A 21,362-nucleotide genomic window follows, 5' to 3' on the forward strand; every position below is an offset into this window, starting at 1 on the left:
TTTGTGGAGTGTGCAGACGGCCGTCAGGTACCCGTTTCTCAGGAGGGGACGCCGGTTTCCGGCAACGGCGACCTCATCGGGTGATCCTCGGTCACTCCGCGTCGACGACGGCGCTGCCACAGCCCGGCGAGACACGCCACGAAAGCGGCACCGGTGAAGACGACGTGCAACGCGCCGCCGAACCTGGTGGCGATCGTCAGCGACGAGCGCAACGGCACGGTGTCCACCATCAGGTCGTCGGTGAACATCCCGGTCGACCGCACGACGCTGCCGTCCGGGCGCACGACCGCGCTCACGCCGCTGATGGCCGCGACGACGACCGCGCGGCCGTGCTCGACCGCACGCAGCCGGGCCATGCCGAGCTGCTGGTAGGTCATCTCGCCGCGGCCGTACCAGGCGTTGTTCGTCGGCACGACCAGCAGTTGCGCGCCCTCGGCCGCGGACTCGCGCAGCACGTAGTCGTAGGCCACCTCGTAGCAGATGCCGACGCCCACGCGGGTGCCCGCGACGTCCAGCAGTCCGGGTTCGCTGCCCGCCTTCAGGTCCTGCTGGTCGGCGAACGGCGTGACCAGCCGGGCGAGCGGGCGCAGCGGGATGTGCTCGGCGAACGGCACCAGCTCCTGCTTCGCGTAGGACTCCCCCTGCCCGCTGCCGGGACGCCACGCGATCACCGAGTTCTCGCCGTTCTTCAACGCGCTCACGAGCACCGGCACGCCGAGGTCGTCGACCATCCGGTCGAGCACCGGGTCGCGGTCGCCGGTGCGGGTCGCGCTCTCCGGCCACACCACCAGGTCGGGCTTCGGTCCCGGTCGTGCGGCCAGCTCCGCGGTCTTGCGCAGGTGGTTGGCGCGCAGCTCGGCGCCGGCGTCGAGCAGGCCGAGGCCGATGTCGGGTGCGTTGCCCTGCACGACGGCGACGGTGCGGGTGCCGTTCTCGGCGGCGACGGGCACGGTGACCAGCAGCGCGGCCAGCACCGGCAGCAGCGCCCACGACCGGCGCCACTCACGCGGCCGGCGCAGCCATGCGCCCAGCCCGAACCCGGTCACCACCACGGCGAACGTCACCAGCGGTGCGCCACCGAGGGACGCCAGCCGCCCGAACGGCCCGTCGACCTGCCCGAACGCGACCCGGCCCCACGGGAAGCCGTTGAACGGGATGAGCCCGCGCGCTGTCTCCTGGAGCACGAACAGCAGCGCCGCCCACACCGGTGCTCCCGGCAGCCGGGCGACCAGCGGGTACAGCGCGAACGCGGCCGAGACGAACAGCGCCATCAACGCCGAGAGCACGAGCCACGGCCACGGGCCGAACTCGGTGCCGAGGAAGTGCTGGATCCACCACAGGTGGGGCAGGAAGAACGCCAGCCCGAAGACGAAGCCCAGCCGGCCGGGACGACCGTTCCGCAGGGTCAGCCACAGCACGAGGAACGCGGGCACCGCCAGCCACCACAGGGTGCGCGGCGGGAAGCTCGACGCCAGTGCGCCGCCGGCCAGTGCCGCGGCGCCGTACCGGCCCAGGTCAGCCCCGCGCACCGGGCACCCGGCTCGCGACGAGGCGGTGCAGGACGAGGAACGCGCAGGCCACGAGCGCGAGGCCGGCGCCGTAGCCGACCACCAGCTCGCCCACCCGGCCGGTGAAGTCCCCGGCCAGCGGCGGCACGAGCAGGGCGAACACCGTCACGGCCGCGGTGAGGCCGGTCCGCCACAGCCCCGCGGCCGCGAGCGGCACCACCGCCCACAGCAGGTACCACGGCTGCACCACCGGGCCCAGCACCACGATCACGCCCATCACCAGCCCCAGCGCCCTCACCTCGGAGATCCCGCCGCGCAGCTGGCGCGTCAGCACCACCGCGACGCCGCACAGGACCAGCACGAGCCCCGCGACCCGTCCCGCGGAGATCATCGCCTGACCACTCTCCGCACCGGACACCGCACCGGCCAGGAAGCCCGGCCAGTTGCTCGGCGCCATCCAGCTGGGCACCTTCGACGGCGTCCCGAGGGCCTGCACCCAGCCGAATCCGGCCCGACCGGCCAGTGAGGTCGCCACGGACACCAGGACGGCGGCGGCGACCATGGCGGCACCACTGAGCGTGAACCTCAGCAGCCCGCCGCCGAACCGGCGGGCCAGCGCCGTGCCGACGATCGCGAGCGCGGCCAGTGCCGGCAGCTTGACCTGCGCACCGAGCGCGATGAGCACGATCCCGGCCGTGACCGACCACCAGCGGGCGTCGTCAAGTGCGTCGAGCGCGACCACGGTGCCCGCGAGCATGAGACCGAGCATCAGGGCGTCGTTGTGCATGCCGCCGATGAGGTGCCACAGCACCAATGGGTTCAGCACGCCCAGCCACAACGCCGTGCGCTGCGACGCGCCCGCACGCGCGGCCAGCCGCGGCACCGCCCACACGACGAGCAGCAGGCCCAGCACCGCGGCGAGCCGGTGCAGGACGATGCCCGCGACCGGATCTCCGCCGGTGATCTCGGCGATGCCGCGCTCGACCGTGCCGAACAGCGGCCCGTACGGCGACGGCGTCTCCCGCCAGTGGCCGCTGACCCGTGCGACGGCCTCGGCGCTCGCACCGGCCGCGGGGCTGACGACGTTCGGGTCGAACCCGCGGGCGGCCACCTCCCCCTGCGCGAGGTAGCTGTACACATCAAGGCTGAACAGCGGCGGTGCCGGCACCAACGGGGCACACCACCACGCGAGCGTGCGGCGCAGCCACGTGGCCGGGCGCTTCGTGCGGCCGAGCAGCACCCACGCCAGCACGACCAGCCCCGCGCCCGCGATGGCGGCGACCAGCCCGGCGGCGCCCGCTCCCGCCGTGACCGCCCACGCTCCGCCGGTCAGCAGCACCGCACCGCCGGCACCGGTCCAGCGCAGCAGCTCCGCCTCGGGAGCGGGTGCCAGTGAGCGGGGAAGGGCCGCCGTTGCCGTCTGCACGGAACAGACAGTGCTTTCCGGACAGATCGTCCCGCGTCACCCCGCGGTCGCTGCCGGGCGTACGACCTGAGGATGACGTTGATCATCCGGTGGTCGCGCAACCTCCTGCCGGGCCGCCGCCACCAGGGCCGACACCGGTTCACCCGGCGGCGCCTCGACGGCGACCCCGAAGATCTGTCAGCCCCGCCGCTCAGGGGGCCGCCGAGCGGGTGATCTCGATCACCGACACCGCCGACGGCATCGCCGCGAGGGCCTGCCGTGCGCACACTGGAAGAGGTGCACCGCGGTTCCGTCGACGTGACCGCCGCACCTGGTCGAGGCACCACCGTGCGGCTGCCGGGTCACGTGGAACTCACCTGAGCCGTGCCGCGTTGAGCGGGTGCAGGCAGTCCGCCGGAGAGGAACGCGGTGATCGTCCCCATGCCCTCGAACGCACCCCGTCGCACGGGTGCGTTCGCACTGACCGAGGACGTCACGATCAGGGTGACCGGTCAGGCCCGCACGGCGGCCGCGATGCTGCGCGAGCACATCTTCCGCCACACCGGCCACACGCTGGCCGAGTCGCCCGACGGCAGGCTCATGGTGACGCTCGACCCGGCCCTGCGCGGACTCGGCCCCGAGGGCTACGCGCTGCTGGTCAGCCCGAGCGCCGTGATGCTGCGGGCGCGGACCCAGGCCGGTCTGCGGCACGGCGTGCAGTCGTTCCGCCAGCTGATGACCCCGGACGGCACCGTGCGCGCCGCCGACGTGCAGGACTCCCCCGCGTTCGCGTGGCGCGGTGTGACCAGCCCGCTGCTGCCGGCCGCCGAGATGCGCGCGACCATCGACCGGATGGCCGCCTACAAGCTCAACGTCCTGCACCTGCGCCCGGACGGCGACCAGCACGAGCTGCGCGAGCTCGTGGAGTACGCGCTGGCCAACGGCGTGACGATCGTGCCCAAGATCGGCAGGTCGCTCGCCGAGGTGCTCGACGTGTTCCCCAGCCGCTGGGTGCACATCGGCCGGGCCAAGCTCACCAGCGGTCTCGCCGGTCTGCTGCAGAGCCACGACCGGGTGCCGGTGCGCTGGCACGAGGGTGACGCGCCCGCCGACGTCCTCGGCCCGCACGGCCAGCTCAGCGAGGGCGACGCAGGGCTGCGCGCCGTCGCGGTGGCCGGCTGGGTGGGCGGCCACGGGGTGCTGCAGCGGTCCGCCGCACTGGCCTCACCCGCACTGGGCTGACCGAACCAGGTTTAACCGGCCTTCTCCGGGGTACAGACGCGTCCCCGGGAAAGGAAGTTCCGACCATGCCCTCGTCCAGGCCCCTGCGCCGGATGGCCGCGCTGCCACTGGTCCTGCTCGTGGTGGCGGCCTGCCTCGACCTGCTGCACGTCCTGAGCGGCAGCACCACCGCAGCCGCGATCGCGTGGCACCTGATCACCGCCGGTCTGCTGCTCGGCATCGCCGTCGCCGCCGCCCAGTGGCTCGACCGGATCTTCGCCGAGCCGGCCGAGCACACGTCCGCGCGCGACGTCGGGATCGCCTTCGTGCTCCTGCTCTTCGGCACCAGCTGGGCGTTGCGGCTCGGCGAGGTCGGCTGGCAGCCGAGCTGGGGCGCGACCCTCGCGGCGTGGGCGGGCGCGCTCGGGGTGCTCGCCGTGACCTACCGCGGCCCGCTTCGGCGGAACGCGGCTGTCAGCACGTCCTGAACACCTGCGCGGCGTACTGGCGATGACGTAGGGTTCGGGCACCTCGTCGGTTCTGATCCGAAAAGAAGTCGCCTGGATGTCCCAGGACCTCGTTCCCGCCGTCGCGTGGGACCGGCTGCACCACCACTACGGCACCGCGGAGGACGTTCCCGCCCTGCTGCGCGCCGCCGCCACCGACGCCCGCGCGTTCGGCGAGCTGGACAACAGGATCTCCCACCAGGGCGGCTGCGTCCTGTCCGCCGCGCCCCCGGTGCTGCCGGCACTTCTGCGCTGTGCCGCCGATCCGGCGGTCGGGCACCGTGCCGCCGTGGTCGACCTCGTCGGCCGGTTGGCGGAGGCCGGGCGGACGGCGGAACCCCGGTACGTCACACCGACCTGGCCAGCGGCGTGGGCGGCGGCCGTCCCGCGGTTGCTCGACCTGATCACCGACCCCGACCCGGTGGTCCGCCGGCGGGTCGCGTTCCCCCTCGCCCAGGCGCACGAGCACGCCTGCCTGGTGCTGCCCGCGCTGGTGAACGGCTGGCACCGCGACACCGACGAGGCCGCTCGGGTCGGGTTCGTGTGCGCGGCAGCGGAGTTGTTGCGCGACATGGCCACCGAGTGGCCGGCGCCGGTCGTCGACTGGCTCTCGGACCTCCGCTCGCACCCCGACGCGGTGCACCGCTTCGCCGGTGCGATGGCCCACCGCAGGTCCGGTCTCGGCGGACGCGACCCACGGCACGTCGATGAGGCCATCGCCTACCTGCCGACGGCCGATCCCTTGCTGTGGCACCACGTTTGGGCCGCGCGCCGACCGATCGCCCGGCTGGTGCGGTGGACCGCCGACGTGCTCGACGACGACCGGGACGGCCGGACCCGTCTGGCCGCGGCACTGCTGCGCCTCGGCCACGAGCAGGCTTTGACCGCGGCCTGGGACGTGCTGAGCCGCTGGCGCTCCCCGGCCGCCACCCTGCTGCCGCTCGTCGCGGAACGGCTGTCCGATCCGGACCCGGCTCGACGCGAGCAGGCAGCCGAGGTGCTCGGCGCCACCGGCCGCGCCGCCGAACCGTGGCATCCAGACCTCGTCGCCGCGGCCCGGGACGAGGTGCCCGCGGTGCGCAAGGCGGCCGTGCTGGCGCTGGCCGGAGCGCCGGAATCCGTTGCCCTGGTGGCAGATCTGCTCGACCACGGCCCGGTGGACCACGACCTCCGCCGGTTGTTGCGCCCGCTGCGGCCCTTCGCCGCGACGCTGCTGCCGCTGCTGCGCCGCCGCCTTGCCGAGGCAGACGACTTCGCGGAACGGCGCGACTACCTCCTCGTGCTCGCACACTGGGGCCCCGACGCCGTGGAGGCGGCACCGGAGGTCACCGCCCAAATCGGCACGGACGTCGAGGAGTGGGCTCTCGACGCGCTGGTCTCGTTCGAGCTGAGCGACATCTGCGAACGGCCCGAACCAGACGCGCCGGTCAGGTCGGCCGTGCGGTACTGGCGCGCGACCGGCGACACCGAGCTCCTCCTCGACCGCCTCCGCGCCGACGACCCCACACTCGTCCGGCACCTCGACGTCCTGGCGGAGCTCGGCCCCGCGGCAGCCGATCTGGCCGCCGTGCTGCGCACCACCCGCACCTCCGGATGGGACGACGCACGCCGGCTGCGCACCCTGTGGCGCATCACCGGCGACCCGGCCGACGCCACCGGCGCGGCCATGGCGGTGTGGCGGGCGCTCACCACCGGCGGACCGTTCGGCCGGTACCTGATCGAGTGCATCGGCCGGCTGGCCGAACTCGGTCCGCTCGCGGAGCCCGCGGTGCCGGTGCTGCGCGAGCTGCTGGAGCAGGACACCCGGCCGGGACGGCCCGACCGGCGGTGCGGCATCCGCGACGACGACCTGCTGTGCGACGCGATCAGGGCCGTGCTGGCCGGTGCGGCCTGAAGAAGTACCGTGCGCGCGTGGAGATCACCGGCAGAACGTTCCCGCCCGCCCTCGTCGCCCTGTCGGGCATCGAGTTCCCCTGGAGCCACGACGAGGAGCCGGCGCCGACGAACATCGACTACGAGCCCTACGACGAGTTCGACCCCGCCGACGAGACCACCGACTGGATCCGCGCCTGGACGGGCAACGACGAGCTCGACGGCGCCGCATTCCGGGTGTTCGCGCAGGACGGCACCGGCGGCCTGGTCACCAGCTGGCTCGTGCGACCCGGCCGACCGCTGACCGAGCAACCGGTGGCGTTCTTCGGTTCCGAGGGCGAGGTCGGCGTGGTCGCCACGGACCTGGGCTCGTTCCTGTGGCTGCTGGCCGGCGGCGTCGGACCGCAGGAGGCGGTCGAGTTCGGCACGGACACCGGCGTGCCGCACCCGGAGCTGCGCGCGGTGGCCGAACAGCACTCCGGCACCGCACCGCGCACGCCCGCCGAGGTGCTGGCGGCGGCGCGGGCGGAGTTCCCGGACTTCGCCGAAACCGTCCAGTCCTGGTGCCGCTGAGCCCCTCCCCGATCGCCCACCCAGCGTGGTGATGTGCTCACCACCTGCAGGGTTGTGGTGATCGTCAGAAATTGTCAGTGGTCGTCGCTAACGTCTCCCCTGTCGGGCCGGACCGGTCGGATCGGGCCCCGGGGTGAGGAGATGACGCGTTGTCAGGTTGGGAAAGTTCGAGCACGGCGCGGGTGCTGTGGCCCGCGCGGCCGCGCAAGCTGGCCAAGGTCCCGTTCGTCGAACTGGCGGACGGGCGGCTGCAGGGCGTGGTCTCCAGCGGCTCGGACGTCGAGCGGGTGTACGTGTCGTCGGTCGCGGCCGGCTCGTACGACTTCTCCTGCAGCACCAACAACAATCGGCCGTGTGGTGGGGCGCGGGGCGGGTTCTGCAACCACGTCCTCGGGCTGATCGGCGAGGCCGTGCTGCAGTACGGAGCCGAGCGGGTCGCGCGGTACCTGCGCGTCGAGGGCGAGGACGGCCACCAGATCGCCGCGAACATGCGGGCGGCCGGACCGTCCCAGGGGGACAGTGCCGCGGCGGCCCAGGTGTTCAGCCGGTTCCTGCGTCATCTGGCCTATTTGGAGCTGTCGCCGACGACGGCGCCGTTGCCGGAGATGCAGTGGTTCCCGCCGACCAGGGCGGTGGTGTGATGCGCGCCGACCTGTTGGCGGACGAGGTCGAGGGCCTCGACGAGGCGCTGGCGGCCGTGGCCGGTGCCGACCAGGCGCTGGCGGCGGGGTTGCTGCGCCCGCAGGCCGCCCAGGTGGCCGGGGTGACCGCGCTGGCCGAGGCCGTGGCGGGGTCGCCGCTGGCGGAGCGGGTGGCGGAGGCGGCCGAGAAGGTCGCGGCCGGTGCGGCGGGCGAGGACCACTTCGTGTCCCTTGCCGCGGCACGGGTTGCGCTGTTCGGCTCGGTGCACGACGCGGTGGCGCAGCGGCTCGACCAGGCGACCGGGCGGGCTCGTGCGGAGGAGCTGGTTCCCGCGGGCACCGCCGAGGTGCCGGTGAACCTGTTGCTGGCGGCGCGGTCCTGGCTGTCCGACCTCGCGCGGGCCGGGTGGCAGGGCATCGACCACGACCTCGTCGCCGGTGCCGCGCCGGTGGTGTCGGCGTTGCTGCCGGTGCCGGAGCTGCGCAGGCTGGCCGCGCTGCTGGACGGGTTCGCGGCGGAGCTGGCGGCGTCCTGCCCCGGCTCGGCGCTGGAGCGGGTTCCCGCGCGGCGCTGGGGGGACCTGTGGTCGCGGGCGATGCTGCTGACGTTGCCCGGCGCGCTGCGGACGGGGACGACGACGGTGAGCGGCCGTCTGTTGCCGCTCGGGGTGGACCTGCAGGAGCACGCCACGGCCGCGCAGGCGCAGGTGCACGCGGTGCTGGAGCCCGCGGACGGCGGCGCGCCGGTGTTGGTGCGGGCCAGCGTGTCCGCGCCGAAGCCGGACACCGTGGTGGGCGCGGGGATCTGGCAGCTGCTGCGGCCCCACCTGAGCCTGCTGAACGCCGTGAGCGAGGGCAGGGCGGTGGAGCTGACCGACATGCCGATGACCGGTGAGGGCGACCTGCTGTGGGTCGAGTCGTGCGCACGGCCGGCCGAGGCCGCAGACCCGTTCACGACCGCGCGGGTGGTCCTGCCGACCGCGGCCGCGCTGCCGACGGCGGCGCTGGACCGGCACCCGGCCCGCATCGCCGCGCCGGTGTTCCTGGAGGGGTACGGCGTGGAGCCCGACCCGTTGGCGTTCGTCGTGTCCGGGCAGCAGGTCGCGGTGGACGCCGACCGCATCCCGGCGGCCGGGCCGCTGACGCCGGAGGCGGTGGCCGCCTCCGCTGAGTGCATCGGCCTGGTGCGCTGGGACGACGGGGCGTTCCGCGTGCAGCCGCTGGCCGTGCTCACGGTGGCGCGCAAGAAGTCCGTGGCGCTGCACGCGGGTGCGTGGGCCGGTGGCGCGGGCACCGACAAGGCCGGGGTCAAGGCGGAGAAGGCCGCCACGGACGCCGTGGCCGTGTTGCGCGAGCGCGCTGGAAGGCTGCTGCGCAAATGACCGACGAGACCACGTCGGCGAACGACGAGAACCGCAGGCAGGTTCTGTACTGGCGGTTGCTGTCGCGCCTGTTCGACCACGAGGAGCAGTCCTCGCTGGAGGCCGCGAGCCTCGCCGTGCTGCAGGACGTCGGCCTGCCGCCCGCACTGCTGGACCCGCACACCGGTGTCGACAACGTGGTGCAGCGCCACCCCGGCCTGGAGGCGGAGTTCGACGGGCTGATGGCCCGCTCCCCCGACGAGGAAAGGGACTCCGCGGCCGAGGTGCGCCGCGCGGCCCTGGTGTCGAAGGTGCTGCTGAACGTCTTCGGCACCGGCTCCGGCACGGTCACGGCGGGGCAACTGGCCCGCTGGCAGTCCGACGCCGGCTGGCTGGAACGCGCTCTGGGCTGCCGGCCTGGTGAGCTGCGCGGTGGCCGCAGCGGCCACGGCACCAGCGGCGGCGCGCCGACACCGGACCTGAGCGCGCTGCTGCCCGGCATCGGGCCCGAGCTGGGTGCGCTCGAAGCGGACCTGGTGAAGCGCATGCACCTGCGCGAGGTGCTCGCCGACCCGGCGCTGGCCGCCCAGCTGACGCCGAGCATGTCGCTGATCGAGCAGCTGCTGCGGGACAAGAACAACCTGTCCGGGGTCGCGCTGGCCAACGCCAAGTCGCTGATCCGCCGGTACGTCGACGAGGTCGCCGAGGTGCTGCGCACCGAGGTCGAGAAGGCCTCGGTCGGCAGGATCGACCGGTCGGTGCCGCCCAAGCGGGTGTTCCGCAACCTCGACCTCGACCGCACCATCTGGAAGAACCTGACGAACTGGAGCCCGGAGGAGGAACGGCTCTACGTCGACCGCCTCTACTACCGGCAGACGGCGCGCAAGACCACGCCGCAGCGGTTGATCGCGGTGGTCGACCAGTCCGGTTCGATGGTCGACTCCATGGTCAACTGCGCGATCCTGGCGTCGATCTTCGCCGGGCTGCCCAAGGTGGACGTGCACCTCATCGCGTACGACACCCAGGCGCTGGACCTCACGCCGTGGGTGGGTGACCCGTTCGAGACGCTGCTGCGCACGAACCTGGGCGGCGGCAACGACGGCATGGTCGCCATGGCGCTGGCGCAGGCGAAGATCGCCGAGCCGGCGAACACCGTGGTGGTCTGGATCTCCGACTTCTACGAGACCCGCATCGAGCAGCTCTTCGACAACATGGCGGCCATCCACCGCTCCGGCGCGAAGTTCATCCCGGTCGGCTCCGTCACGAGCTCCGGCCGCGGCAGCGTGAACCCGTGGTTCCGCGAACGCTTCAAGGACCTCGGCACCCCGGTGATCTCGGGCCACGTCCGCAAGCTCGTCCACGAACTCAAGACCTTCCTGACCTTCTGAAAGGCACCACATCACCATGTCCGACCTGTTGCGCGCCCCCGCCGAGATCAAGTACGCCGAGGAGCTCGACTGGCTCGAGTCGATCGACGCGAACCCCAAGCCGTTCGCGTGGCGGTTGTCGCCCAAGATGATCCGGCTGTTCGTGCTCGGTGCCGAGCGGTCCGACGGCCTCGACCGCGAGGTGGCCCAGAAGTGGTTCGGCGACCGCAGCATCGTCGAGCGGGCCATCGTCACGCTCGCCTCCGACCGCGGTCTGCTGCTGATCGGCGACCCCGGCACCGGCAAGAGCTGGCTGGCCGAGCTGCTGGCCGCCGCGATCTCGCGCAACTCCACCCAGGTCGTGCAGGGCACGGCGGGCACGACCGAGGACCACATCAAGTACTCGTGGAACGTGTCGATGGTGATCGCGAAGGGGCAGTCGCGGCAGTCGATGATCCCGTCGCCGATCATGACGGCGATGGAGACCGGCACGATCGGCCGGTTCGAGGAGCTCACCCGCTCGACCAGCGACGTGCAGGACGCCCTCATCTCGATCCTGTCGGAGAAGTACATCTCGGTGCCGGAGCTCGACAGCGCCGGCGGCGAGAACATCGTGTTCGCCAAGCCCGGCTTCTCGATCATCGCCACCGCGAACAGCCGCGACCGGGGCGTCAACGACCTGTCGTCGGCGTTGAAGCGCCGGTTCAACTTCGTGCGCATCCCGGTGGTGACGAACAAGAAGAGCGAGACCGAGATCGTCCGCTTCCGCACAGAGGAGCTGCTGCGCCGCCACCAGATCGAGCTGGACGTGCCGCCCACGCTGCTCGACGTGCTGCTGCGCAGCTTCGCCGACCTGCGCGCCGCCTCCGCCTCGGCCGCCAGCGAGGACGAGAAACTCGAGTCCGCCCTGTCCACCGCCGAGCAGATCGGTGTGCTGGAAGACGCGATCCTGCACAGCAACTTCTTCGGCGAGCGCGCGCTCACCGCGCACACGCTGGGGGCGTCGCTGGTCGGCTCGCTCTCCCGGCGGGCACCGGAGGACCTGGCGATCATGAACAAGTACCTGCACGGTGTCGTCGAGCCGCGCAGCAAGGACGAGGGCGGGCACTGGCCCGAGTTCCTGACCGGCGGCCGCGACACGATCGCCACGCTCTCGTGAGCGGCGCCCCCACGCCCGCGCCGGACACTCCGCCCGCGGGCCTTGCAACGGACAGCGCGCCCACTGGTTCCGCCACGGCCAGCGCTCTCCCCCGCCCCGCACCGGCGAGCGGCAGCCCGGAGGACCACGCACCCGTCAGCACTACCGCGGAGCGCACGCCCACCAGCCCCACCGCGGACAACGCCCCGACTACCGCCGGAGCGGCCCGCACGTCCGCCAACCCCACCGCGGACAACGCCTCGGCCACCGCCGGAGCGGCCTGCACATCCGCCAGCCCCACAGCGGACAACGCGCTGGCCACCGACAGGGCGGAGCGCACGCTCACCAGCCCAACTGCGGACAATGCCCCGGCCACCGCCAGAGCGGCCCGCACGTCCGCGAGCCCCTCCACGACCAGCGCGCCCGCAAAGAGCGCCACCGCCGGCATCTTCGAAGCGCTGCGCACGCAGCTGCACGAGGCGGCGACGGAGTTCGCCGACGGGCCCGGCGCGTTGGAGGGCATCCTGCGCGGCATGGTCGACGACGTCGACCGCGCCGTGCGGGAGCCGCTGGAGATCTTCCCGGTGTGCCACCACTCCCCCGCCTCGGCCGTGGCGATGGCGCGGCGGCTGCGGGAGAAGCAGCCGAAGGTCGTGTACCTGGAGCTGTGCGAGGACATGGCGCCGTTGCTGACGGAGCTGCGCAACTGCCGCCTGCCCGTCGCGGTGCAGGCGTTCGCGAGCGAGGTCGAGGGCTTCCCGGCGGAGTGGGCACCGCTGTCGGTGGTCGCGCCGATCACCGAGGCGTCCGCGGAGTACCAGGCGATCTCGTACGCGCTCGACACCCCCGGCGTCGAGCTGGTGCTGGTCGACCGGTCGTCCGACCACGTGTTCCAGTGGCAGGCACCGGAAGCGGGGCCGGCCGACGAGGAAGCGCTGCACGGCGACGCCGTGGGCGTGGAGATCGGCGACCTGCGCCCGCGGTTCGCCGAGCTGGAGGAGCACCTGCTGCACCACGGCAAGGTGCGGCACTGGTCGGAGTGGTGGCACCAGTACGTCGAGCAGCCGCTGGGCGGCAGCGACCACGACACCTACCGCCAGGTGATGTTCCTGATCGGCAGCCTCTTCCGGCGACTCGCACCCGGCGACCCGCACCGGGTCACCGTGGACGAGGACCGCGAGCGCTACATGTGGACCCGGATGCGCGAGCACCTGGCCGCCAGCGGCGCGGACCCGGCAGACTGCCTGTACGTCTGCGGTGCCTTCCACGCGGCGAGCCACGTCGCGGAGTTCGGCGTCGAGGGCTCCGGCGACTTCGAGATCAGCCCGCGCAGCGCGAGCAGGTGGCAGTACGGCCTGATCCCGTCCAGCCACGCCGCGATCGAGGCGCAGTTCGGCCTCGCGTCGGGCTCGGTGTCGATCGCGGCCACCGAGTGGGCGAAGAACCTCAAGCGCACCAAGGTGAAGCCGTTCGCGCTGGAGGGTCAGGCCGGCGCGAAGAAGCCGAGGAAACCGCTGCCGGAGCCGGTGGCCGAGCTGGCGGCGGCCGACCAGCTCTCCGGCTTCCTGCAGCGCCCGCCGGTCCTCGACCGGCTGGACGAGGCCGAGCTGCTGGGCTGGTCGGTGGAGGTGGTCCGCGCGGCCCGCCGCAACGGCTACCTGTCCTCCACCGCCGACGCGATCGCCGTGTTCGAGACGTCGATCCTGCTGGCCGGGATGCGCGACCGGGCCCGGCCCACGCCGTACGACTTCCAGGACGCGGCGGTCACGTGCATCGAGAAGGACGTCGTGCCCGGCCGCCGCGACGTGCGCCGCATCGTCGAGATCATGATGGGCGGCGACCGGATCGGCCAGGTCGGCTACGACGCGCTGCCGCCGCTGGCCCGCGACGTGCACGACCGGCTCGCGCCGCTCGACCTCAAGCTGGGTCAGCGCGGCGTGCAGCGGGCCCTGCTCGACATCGCCGGCCGGCCGGAGCTCGAAGCGTGCTCCGATCTGCTGTGGATGCTGCGCTACCTGATGCCGCACGGCGCCGCCCGCCCGATCATGGGCGAGCGCAGCCTCGGTGAACGCCCGATCCAGGAGTCCTGGGACCTCGCCCTCGGCACCCACCAGCGCTCGCTGATCGAGCTCGGCTACGAGGGCGTGAGCGTCGAACAGGTGGTGGAGCAACGCCTGCGCCGCGCCGCCCACGACCCGCAGGCCACGACGGCCCGCGTCCTCGAAGCCGTCGAGGACGCCATCCGCTACCTGCACAGCCCGCGCCTGGCCGCCGAGCTGGGCACCCGTGCCCTGGAGGTCCTGGCCGGCGAGCGCACGGTCGACAGCGCCCCCGAGGTCCTGCGCCGCGCCCGCCGCCTGCTCGCCTACTACCGCACCAACGACCCGGCCCTGCCGCCGTGGATCGAGTCGTTCGTCCGCACCGGCTACGCCCACTACTGCACGCTGCTGCCGACCGCGTTCACCGAGGAGGACGCCACCGTCGACCAGGTCGCCGCCACCCTGGGCTTCCTGTTCAGCATGGAGTCGCTGGCGCTGTCGCTGGGCTGCGACCGCACCCAGCTGGAGCTGGCCGTCGCCCAGTCCCACCCGGAGGAACCCGCCAAGGTCGCACTGCTGTGGGCCGCCCAGGTCCAGCTGGGCCGCCTGACCCGCGCCGACCTCCGCACCCGGTGCCACGACCTGCTCACCAACCCGCTGACCCTGCCGAGCTACCCCCGCTACCTCAGCGGCTTCGTCCACGCCCTGGAACCGGCCCCGTCGCTGGTGGACTTCGTGGTGGAGACCATCTCCACCGCCTTCGCCCACCTCCCCGACCACCTGCTCCTGCCGTGGCTGCCCAGCCTCATCACCACCCTGCGCACCAAGGGCGCGCAGCACGTCCCGACCCTGATCCGCGAGGCCGCCCGCCTCTTCCCGGCCCGCCTCCCGGCCCTCGACGCCTGGACCCCGCCCTGGCTCGCCGAGCCGACCCCCGCCGCGCCCCGGCGCACGTCCGCACCCCGGGGCGTGGCGCTGCTGGCCGCCCACCCGGCGACCTGCGACGCGGTGGCGGACGTGCTGGGCTGCACGGGCTCCTGGCAGGCGGCCGCCCCGTCCGGCGTGGCCCTGCTGGCCAAGCACCCGGACACGGCGTTGGCACTGGAGGCGCTGTTGGTGCCCTGAAACGAGCGTTGCCCGTCCCCACCGCTCAGGGCGGCCGGGACGGGCAACGGTTCAGCCGGTCAGGTGCTGATCGTGCCGCCCACCACGGGCAGCACGACCTTGCTGACACCGAGCGACACGGCGATCGAGATGCCGCTCGACCCGGTGTCCGTGCCGATGTAGCCGCTGTGGTTGGTCACGAGCACGATCCCGATCCGGTGCCCGGCCGGGATGACCGCGTCGCGGGCGTGCAGCTTCCACGTCACGTCGACGGCGGTGCCGGTCGGCAACGGGGTCGCGGTCTCCAGCGAGTTGCGGTTCTTCGTGTCGATGGCGCCCTTGGTGAGCATGGTCGCGGAGACCGCCTGGGTCGACACGACCGGCGGCTGGGCGCAGCCGGTGCGGTTGCGCAGGTCGTCGCGGGAGCACTTCTCGGTCGACAGCTGCAGCGGGGTGCGTTCGGTGAGGACGGCCTGGGTGGCCGGGCCGTAGTCGACGAGCAGTGCCGTGAGCGGGGTGGAGGTGCGGTTGGCCGCGATGCGGGCGGTCACCTGGACCTCGCCGGAGAGCCGGGCCTCGCGGGTCAGGGGTGCGGTGACGTAGGCGAGGCGGCGGGTGTCGGCGACCTCGGGGTTGGCCATCATGGCGGACTCGCTGAGGTTGGTGTTGTCCGCGAGGCGCTGGGTCTGGCCGGTGCCGGTCGGCGACGCGGTCAGCGAGCCGGTGAAGCCGCCGGCCGCGGGGCCGAGGTGGAGGGTGGTGGTCGCCGTGCCGGGCTGAGGCCAGGACGCGTGCTGCTCCCAGGAGCCGTCAGGGCGCTGGATGTCGGCCATCGGCTCGCTCATGATGCCGTTGTCGATCCCCTTGAGCCAGTGGTCCATCCACAGGCCCATGACCCGCTGCCACTCGGCCTGGCGGAACGAGATCGGGTCGAGGTGGCCGCCGCGGTGCAGCCACAGCTTGCGGGGCACGCCCTGTGCGGCGAGCGCGTCCCACCAGCGGCCGAACTGGGAGGGCTTGACGTTCCAGTCGGCCTGGCCGTGCACGACGAACACGGACGCGCTCACGTTGCCGGCCGAGGGCCGGTAGTCGCGGGTGCGCCAGAACGAGGTGTAGTCGTAGGACTCGTCGCCGTCGTTGCGGGCCATGGCGTCGAGCACCGCGCGGCACTTCGCCTTCTGCGCGGAGCTGATCACGTAGTTGGCGAGCACGGTCGGGTAGTCGCTGGTGTAACCGCGGTAGCCGATGCCCTGGTCACGCGCGTACTCGTACCAGCTGGAGATCGCGGCGATGGGCACGATCGTCTTGACGCCGGGGATGTTCGCGGCCGCGGCGGCGTTGGGCAGCGTGCCGTTGTAGGAGACGCCGAGCATGCCGACGTTGCCGGTGCTCCACGACGCGACGGCGGCACGGCCGTCGGCGTACCGCGCGGTGGCGCGGCCGTTCAGCCAGTCGACGACGGCACGCACGCTGGCGGTGTCCTCCGGCCCGCCGGTGGTCGGGCAGCCGGTCGAGCGCGAGGTGCCTTGCATCTCCACCTCGACCACGGCGTAACCGCGCGGCACGAAGTACTCGTCGTACCACCGCCCGAACCCGCGCGGCACGCCGGCCGCGGCGGTCGTGCCGAGCCCGTAGTAGGGGCTGGCCTCCATGACCACCGGGACCTTGCCCGCCTGGCCGGGGCGCTTGACGTCGGCGGCGATGCGGTCGCGCACACCGTCGCCGTCACTGTCCACTGACGACTCGACGTAGACGGTCTCGGTGATGTCGGCCGCGACAGGGGCGGCGGCGACGCTCACGGGTACGCCGGCCGACAGCAGCGCTGCCAGCACGGCGGGGACAAGGGTTCGCATGGGTTCCTCCGGTGCGAGCCCGGCCGAGCAGGGGTGACCGGGCACACCGGAATCTCACCGATGCGGGAACGGGCGGCGGTACCGTCGAAGGATCTTGACGGTTGCCGGAACTCGGCCCACCGGCTCAGACCACGACCGGTTTCGCTCCCGGCAACGCGCCTACGTGGTGGCACCGCCGCAGCAACTGCGGATCGCGGCCGCGGTCAGCCCGGACTGGAACGTGGTCAGCGCGAGCACCGCCGGGTCCCCGAACAGCGACCGGAGGTCCTCGGGCACGTCATCGAGGTCGTCCACCGCCCCGCCGACGAGCCGCACGTGCTCCGGTCGCACGCGGAGGTGGTCGGCGAGCCGAGGCCACCGGGTGTCGACCACGGTCCAGAGCGCGAGCGTCTCGACCGGCACCGGGTTGCCTTCGAGGGTGCGGACCGTCCGCAGCACCGAGTAGGCGTTCAGGAACAGCTTCATGCTGCGCGGGTTGGGGCTCAGCAACGGCCCGAACCTCTGGAGCTGGTGCTCCGTGGCCGCGACCACCTCGGGCGCCGACAGCTTCGCCACCGCCTCCGAGGCGACCCGGTCACGCACCTCCGTACTCGCTTGCTGCAACGTCCGCAGGACGTGCGCCTCGGACGTGCTGCTGCGCAGCCGCTCCCGCACCGCCCTTTCCTCGGCCGCCGTGTGCTCGGCCGAGCGCAATCCCAGCAGGTGTCCGAGGAACGTGCGCTGCTTCGGCGGGTCGATCGTGGGCACCGGCACGTGCATCTGGAACAGCTTGTCCAGGAACAGGTACCCCAGCGGCCGGCCGGGTTCGGCGATCGTCGGCACGAACTTCTCGTACTCGATCTCGTAGCTCGCCCGCAGCCACGCCCCGTCCGCCGCGACCACGAACGATGCTGCCGCGTCTGTCGTCACACCCTTCTTGCTGCGCACGATCGTCTGCACTGCGTCCAGCAACGCGACGACGTACTCCTGCGGGCACCGGTCGAGGTCGTCGATGAAGAACACCACCGGCGCCTTCGCCTTCTTCATCAACCAGTGGAAGTGCCGGGCGACGTCCTGCATCGGGTTCGCGTTCGACTGCTCGAACAGCCGCGCCCCTGAGGCCGAGTCCCACAGCAGCAACCGCGCCGCCACGAACGCACCGCCGCCGAGCGTGCTGAGCGCGGCCAGCACGGCGGTGACCATCTTGGCGAGCTCGCCGAACGACTTGGCGTCCAGCTGCGTGGGCTTCAGCAGCAGGAACAAGGCCACCGACACCGCGATGAGCAGGCCTGCCGCCAGGACGAAGGACGCGCCGGACCTGCGCAACCGCGTTCCTGTCTCGGTGATCCGCAGCCAGCTCCGGCCGAAGAAGCCCTTGCTGCGGCAGATCCCGGACCGCAGGGCCACCAGCAACGCCCACCACGGCGGTCCGACACCGGCCTCCCGCCACGCGTCGAACTCGACGGTGACCCAGCTCCGCTGTTCCAGCTCGGCCTTCACGTAGTCGATCAGCGTGCTCTTGCCGACACCCCACGGGCCGTCGACGTGGACGAGGAACGACGACCCCGGCTCCTTCTGGTGGTGCCGCTCCAACCGCTGCGCCAGCACGATCGCCAGCGGCCTGCGCTTCAGGAAGTCGGCGCTGGAGGTGGAGTCCGACTGCCACTCGACCTGGTCGCCGCGCACCGCCGCCCACACCCGGACCGTGCCGTCGTCGCTACCGCTGACGACGGCGGGCATGCCGTCGAGATCGGCGACGGCGAGTGCCCGCACCGGACCGGTGTGTCCCTTCAGCGGCTCGCCGATCGCTCCGGCAGCCAGGTCCCATGCGCGGAGCGTGTGGTCGTTCCCGCCGCTCACAACCACGGCACGGTCGTCCACGGCCAGCACCGCCACGCACCAGACTCCGCCTGTGTGCCCGGTGAACACGGCGAGCTGCTCGCCGGTGGCGAGATCCCAGACCCGTACCGAGCCGTCCAGGCAGCCGCTGACCGCGATCGCGCGACCGGCCGCCTGACCGAAGGCGACCGAGCTGACAGGCTGCTCGTGTCCCTCCAGCACCATCGACTGCTCAAGGGTCTCCAGGCTCCACACCCGGACCGTGCAGTCCGTGCTCCCGCTGACCGCCACGGGCACCCCGTCCACGGTGCCGAGGGCGACTCCGTTGACCCAGTGCTCGTGCCCCGCCAACTCGGCCAGCTCAACGGCGTCGACGAGGTCCCAGACGCGGAGCAGCTTGTCGTCCCCAGCGCTGACGGCGATGGTGCGCCCGCCGACAATCCCGATCGCAACCGAGTTCACCGGTTTGGTGTGACCGGTCAACCGGAAGTGCTCGCTGCCGTTCTCGACCCGGACCGCCGGGTCTTCTCCCACCCGCACCACGTAGGAGTCGCCGACTGCCAGACCCCAGATCGGCCCCTCGTCCCACTCGGTCGTGGAGAAGGGCACTTCCAGCTCAACGCCCAGACGGCCGATGCGCACCCGCGAGGACTCGGTGCCCACCACGAGCGCCTCGAACCCGCGTTGCGAGCCGGTGGCGACGGCGGACACCTCGGCACCGAGGTCGAAACGGCGGACGGTCGTGAACACGACGCGGTCCGCCGGAGCAGTCGCCGCCACCTCCGAGGGCTCGGAACCGAAGGCCGCCACGACCTCCGCGACCCGCGCCTCGATCGTGGGGGCTTGGGAGATGTACGTGTCAAGCAGTTCCCCGAGCGGACCGCCGTCAAGCTCTCCTGTGGTGAGACCTGGCAGCAGCAGCACGACCAGACGGAAGTCTGCCTGGCGCCGCTTGCGCGCAATCAGTGAAGGCGCTTCCACCCTGGCTACGTAGGAATTGGACATGAGCGAGACAGAGCCGACGATGATGATCGCGCCGTCGGCCTCTTGCAGCTTGATGTCCAGCTCGTGTGCCCACTGGTCACCCGGCTTCAGCTCCCAGTCGCCGACCGCGGTGTGTCCCGCCGCGGCCAGCTCTCGGCGCACCAGCTCGACCGTTTCCTCACCGTCGGCCTTGGTGTAGCTCAGGTAGATCCTCTTCCGGGCGGCCACCTGGTCTAGTTCGCCCTTGAGCGCACATCTGTTACTGGAAGAACCAGCCCCGGTCCAGTCCCCGACTGGCGCGCCGGTCAAGTCGGGAACCGCGGCGCCGCAGGGCATCCGCTCCGCTGTGCAGGTGCAGACCGCGATCGCCGTAGTCGACGAGATGCCTGGCCCAGGACCTCAGCCGGCGAAGTCCTGGGTCATCCACACCGTCCCCTTGGCGTCGCGGGTGACCACGATGCCGACGCGGGTGAACGAGCGGCTCAGGATGTTCTTGCGGTGGCCGTCGTTCGGCGGCTTCTCGTCGATCATGCCCTGGTTGAGCTTGATGGCCATGGCCGCGATCGGGTCGGCGGCGTTCGCGACCGGGCCGCCCATGCCGACGTTCTCGCCGACCGAGCTCCACCGCGCGCCCGCCGCGGTGATGCGGTCGCCCAGGTCGGCCTCGCCGGAGCAGCGGTGTGAGAGCCCGCAGCCCGCGATCATCGCCTGGTTGTGCCGTTCGCCTGCCGTGACCAGCGCGGGGTCCATCGTCAACGGCGGCAGGCCCTCCTCCGCCCGTGCGGCGTTGAGGTGGGCGAGCACGCGTTCGGCCGGGGTTGCGGGAGGCGGGGGTGGCGGAGGTGGGGCGGCGGACGTCGTGGTCGGGGCGGCGGAGCTGGTCGGCGTGGCGGAGCCGCTGGGAGCCGCAGAGGTGCTGGGAGCCGCTGAAGTGCCGAGAGGGACCTCGGACGTCGTCACCGCAGGCGTCAGCGCGGCCGGGGCCTGTGCCGCCGGTGGCGCGGGTGGGTTGCCGGGTGTGAAGACCCAGGCGCCCGTGACGCCGGCCGCGGCGCAGACCACCACGGCGGCCGCGACGGTGAGGGCGGGTTTGGCCGAGAGGAAACCACCGATCCGTTGCAGCACGGTCATCTCCAGCAGGTGCGCCGCGGGCTCGACGGCCGGTCGGCTGAGGTTGTCCAGCAGCAGCGGCAGATAGCCCGCCGGAACCACCAGCAGGGCCGCGCCCGTCAGGATCCGCTCGACCGGCATGGCGTCTGCGACTCCGCGCCGGCACCGGCCGCACTCGTCGACGTGCCGCAGCAACCTCTTGCGCCACAACGGGTTCGGCTGCCCGTTCCACTCCTCGGCCGCCCGCGCGAGGCCCGCGCAGCGCGGGTCGTGCTGCACCGCCCGCACCAGCAGCCGGATCGTCTCCAGCCGGCCCTTCAACCGGCTCACCCGCACCGTCACGGCGTGCGCGTTGAGGTCCAGCGCGTCGGCGACCTCGGCGCGGCTGAGCTGCCCCGACCGCTCCAGCGCCCACACCGCCAGCAGCTCGCGGTCGGCCGGGTCCAGCCACCGCGCCGCCTCGTCGACCTCCCGCCGCTGCTCCAGCAGGTGCAGCCGGGACAACGCCACCTCGACGAACTCCGCCTCCGGGTCCGCCCGGTCGTACTCCTCCAGCGGCGCGGGTGCCGTCTCCCGGCGCCGGTAGTGCTCGCGGAGCTGGTTGACCGTCACCGCCACCAGCCACGACCGCAGCCGCTCCGGCTCACGCAGGCCGCCGATGCCGCGGATGACCCGCACCATCGTCTCCTGCACCACGTCGTCGACGTCGGCGTCCGAGGACAGCGCGCGACCAGCGATGTTGTAGACCAGCGGCAGGTAGGCCTCGACCACCGCGTCCAGCGCCGCGCGGTCCCCCTCCCGCGCAGCCACCACCAGTTCCGGGGACACCTGCCCCAGCCACTCCCGCACCGTCACGACCAAC

The 21,362-nt window shown here is 72.7% G+C and carries 14 protein-coding genes; 9 read left to right on the plus strand and 5 right to left on the minus strand.

What is annotated here, in order from left to right; translation table 11 throughout:
• Positions 1–38 precede the first annotated feature (38 nt).
• Together lnt and mptB are read right to left on the minus strand one after the other, a co-directional pair.
• Positions 39–1,529, minus strand: coding sequence for an apolipoprotein N-acyltransferase (gene lnt, locus ACZ7CD_RS32260; RefSeq protein ID WP_470373779.1), 1,491 nt, complete (start codon positions 1,527–1,529; stop codon positions 39–41).
• Positions 1,516–2,934: a polyprenol phosphomannose-dependent alpha 1,6 mannosyltransferase MptB gene (gene mptB / locus ACZ7CD_RS32265; protein ID WP_470380377.1), complete on the minus strand. Its 1,419-nt coding sequence runs from the start codon at positions 2,932–2,934 to the stop codon at positions 1,516–1,518. The genes lnt and mptB overlap by 14 nt, the downstream gene beginning before the upstream one ends.
• A 420-nt stretch (positions 2,935–3,354) precedes the next feature.
• Here mptB and ACZ7CD_RS32270 point away from each other — a divergent pair, with 420 nt between their 5' ends.
• The 9 genes from ACZ7CD_RS32270 to ACZ7CD_RS32310 all read left to right on the plus strand — a co-directional run bounded on the left by ACZ7CD_RS32270 (position 3,355) and on the right by ACZ7CD_RS32310 (position 14,756).
• Positions 3,355–4,155 (plus strand): glycoside hydrolase family 20 zincin-like fold domain-containing protein, encoded by an 801-nt coding sequence (locus ACZ7CD_RS32270; RefSeq protein WP_470380378.1) that lies wholly within the window; start codon positions 3,355–3,357, stop codon positions 4,153–4,155.
• A gap of 65 nt (positions 4,156–4,220) precedes the next feature.
• Complete coding sequence (locus ACZ7CD_RS32275) at positions 4,221–4,622, plus strand: hypothetical protein (RefSeq protein ID WP_470380379.1); 402 nt, start codon at positions 4,221–4,223, stop codon at positions 4,620–4,622.
• Positions 4,623–4,698: 76 nt separating this feature from the next.
• Positions 4,699–6,534 (plus strand): HEAT repeat domain-containing protein, encoded by a 1,836-nt coding sequence (locus tag ACZ7CD_RS32280; RefSeq protein ID WP_470380380.1) that lies wholly within the window; start codon positions 4,699–4,701, stop codon positions 6,532–6,534.
• A gap of 17 nt (positions 6,535–6,551) precedes the next feature.
• The gene (locus ACZ7CD_RS32285; RefSeq protein WP_470380381.1) at positions 6,552–7,085 is read left to right on the plus strand and encodes an SMI1/KNR4 family protein; all 534 of its coding nucleotides are present in this window, start codon (positions 6,552–6,554) and stop codon (positions 7,083–7,085) included.
• Positions 7,086–7,234: 149 nt separating this feature from the next.
• Positions 7,235–7,726 carry a hypothetical protein gene (locus ACZ7CD_RS32290; protein WP_360388893.1) on the plus strand — a complete coding sequence of 164 codons (492 nt, stop codon included), beginning with the start codon at positions 7,235–7,237 and terminating at the stop codon, positions 7,724–7,726.
• Complete coding sequence (locus ACZ7CD_RS32295; protein ID WP_470380382.1) at positions 7,726–9,108, plus strand: hypothetical protein; 1,383 nt, start codon at positions 7,726–7,728, stop codon at positions 9,106–9,108. Before ACZ7CD_RS32290 ends, ACZ7CD_RS32295 begins: the two co-directional genes overlap by 1 nt.
• On the plus strand, positions 9,105–10,475 hold the full coding sequence (locus ACZ7CD_RS32300) for a VWA domain-containing protein (protein ID WP_470380383.1): 1,371 nt from the start codon (positions 9,105–9,107) through the stop codon (positions 10,473–10,475). Before ACZ7CD_RS32295 ends, ACZ7CD_RS32300 begins: the two co-directional genes overlap by 4 nt.
• 16 nt (positions 10,476–10,491) lie before the next feature.
• Positions 10,492–11,613, plus strand: a complete 1,122-nt coding sequence (locus tag ACZ7CD_RS32305; RefSeq protein ID WP_458431955.1) for an ATP-binding protein — start codon at positions 10,492–10,494, stop codon at positions 11,611–11,613.
• Complete coding sequence (locus ACZ7CD_RS32310; RefSeq protein ID WP_470380384.1) at positions 11,610–14,756, plus strand: DUF5682 family protein; 3,147 nt, start codon at positions 11,610–11,612, stop codon at positions 14,754–14,756. The genes ACZ7CD_RS32305 and ACZ7CD_RS32310 overlap by 4 nt, the downstream gene beginning before the upstream one ends.
• 59 nt (positions 14,757–14,815) lie before the next feature.
• Here the strand turns inward: ACZ7CD_RS32310 and ACZ7CD_RS32315 are convergent, their stop codons facing one another.
• From ACZ7CD_RS32315 to ACZ7CD_RS32325, 3 genes are all read right to left on the minus strand, one after another.
• On the minus strand, positions 14,816–16,588 hold the full coding sequence (locus ACZ7CD_RS32315; RefSeq protein ID WP_470380385.1) for a CocE/NonD family hydrolase: 1,773 nt from the start codon (positions 16,586–16,588) through the stop codon (positions 14,816–14,818).
• A gap of 159 nt (positions 16,589–16,747) precedes the next feature.
• A complete protein-coding gene (locus ACZ7CD_RS32320; RefSeq protein ID WP_470380386.1) occupies positions 16,748–19,618 on the minus strand; it encodes a P-loop NTPase fold protein in 2,871 nt (956 codons plus the stop codon).
• A 171-nt stretch (positions 19,619–19,789) separates the two neighbouring features.
• On the minus strand, positions 19,790–21,355 hold the full coding sequence (locus tag ACZ7CD_RS32325; protein WP_470380387.1) for a sigma-70 family RNA polymerase sigma factor: 1,566 nt from the start codon (positions 21,353–21,355) through the stop codon (positions 19,790–19,792).
• Between the last annotated feature and the right edge of the window lie 7 nt (positions 21,356–21,362).

The organism is Lentzea sp. NPDC036949, assembly GCF_055608075.1.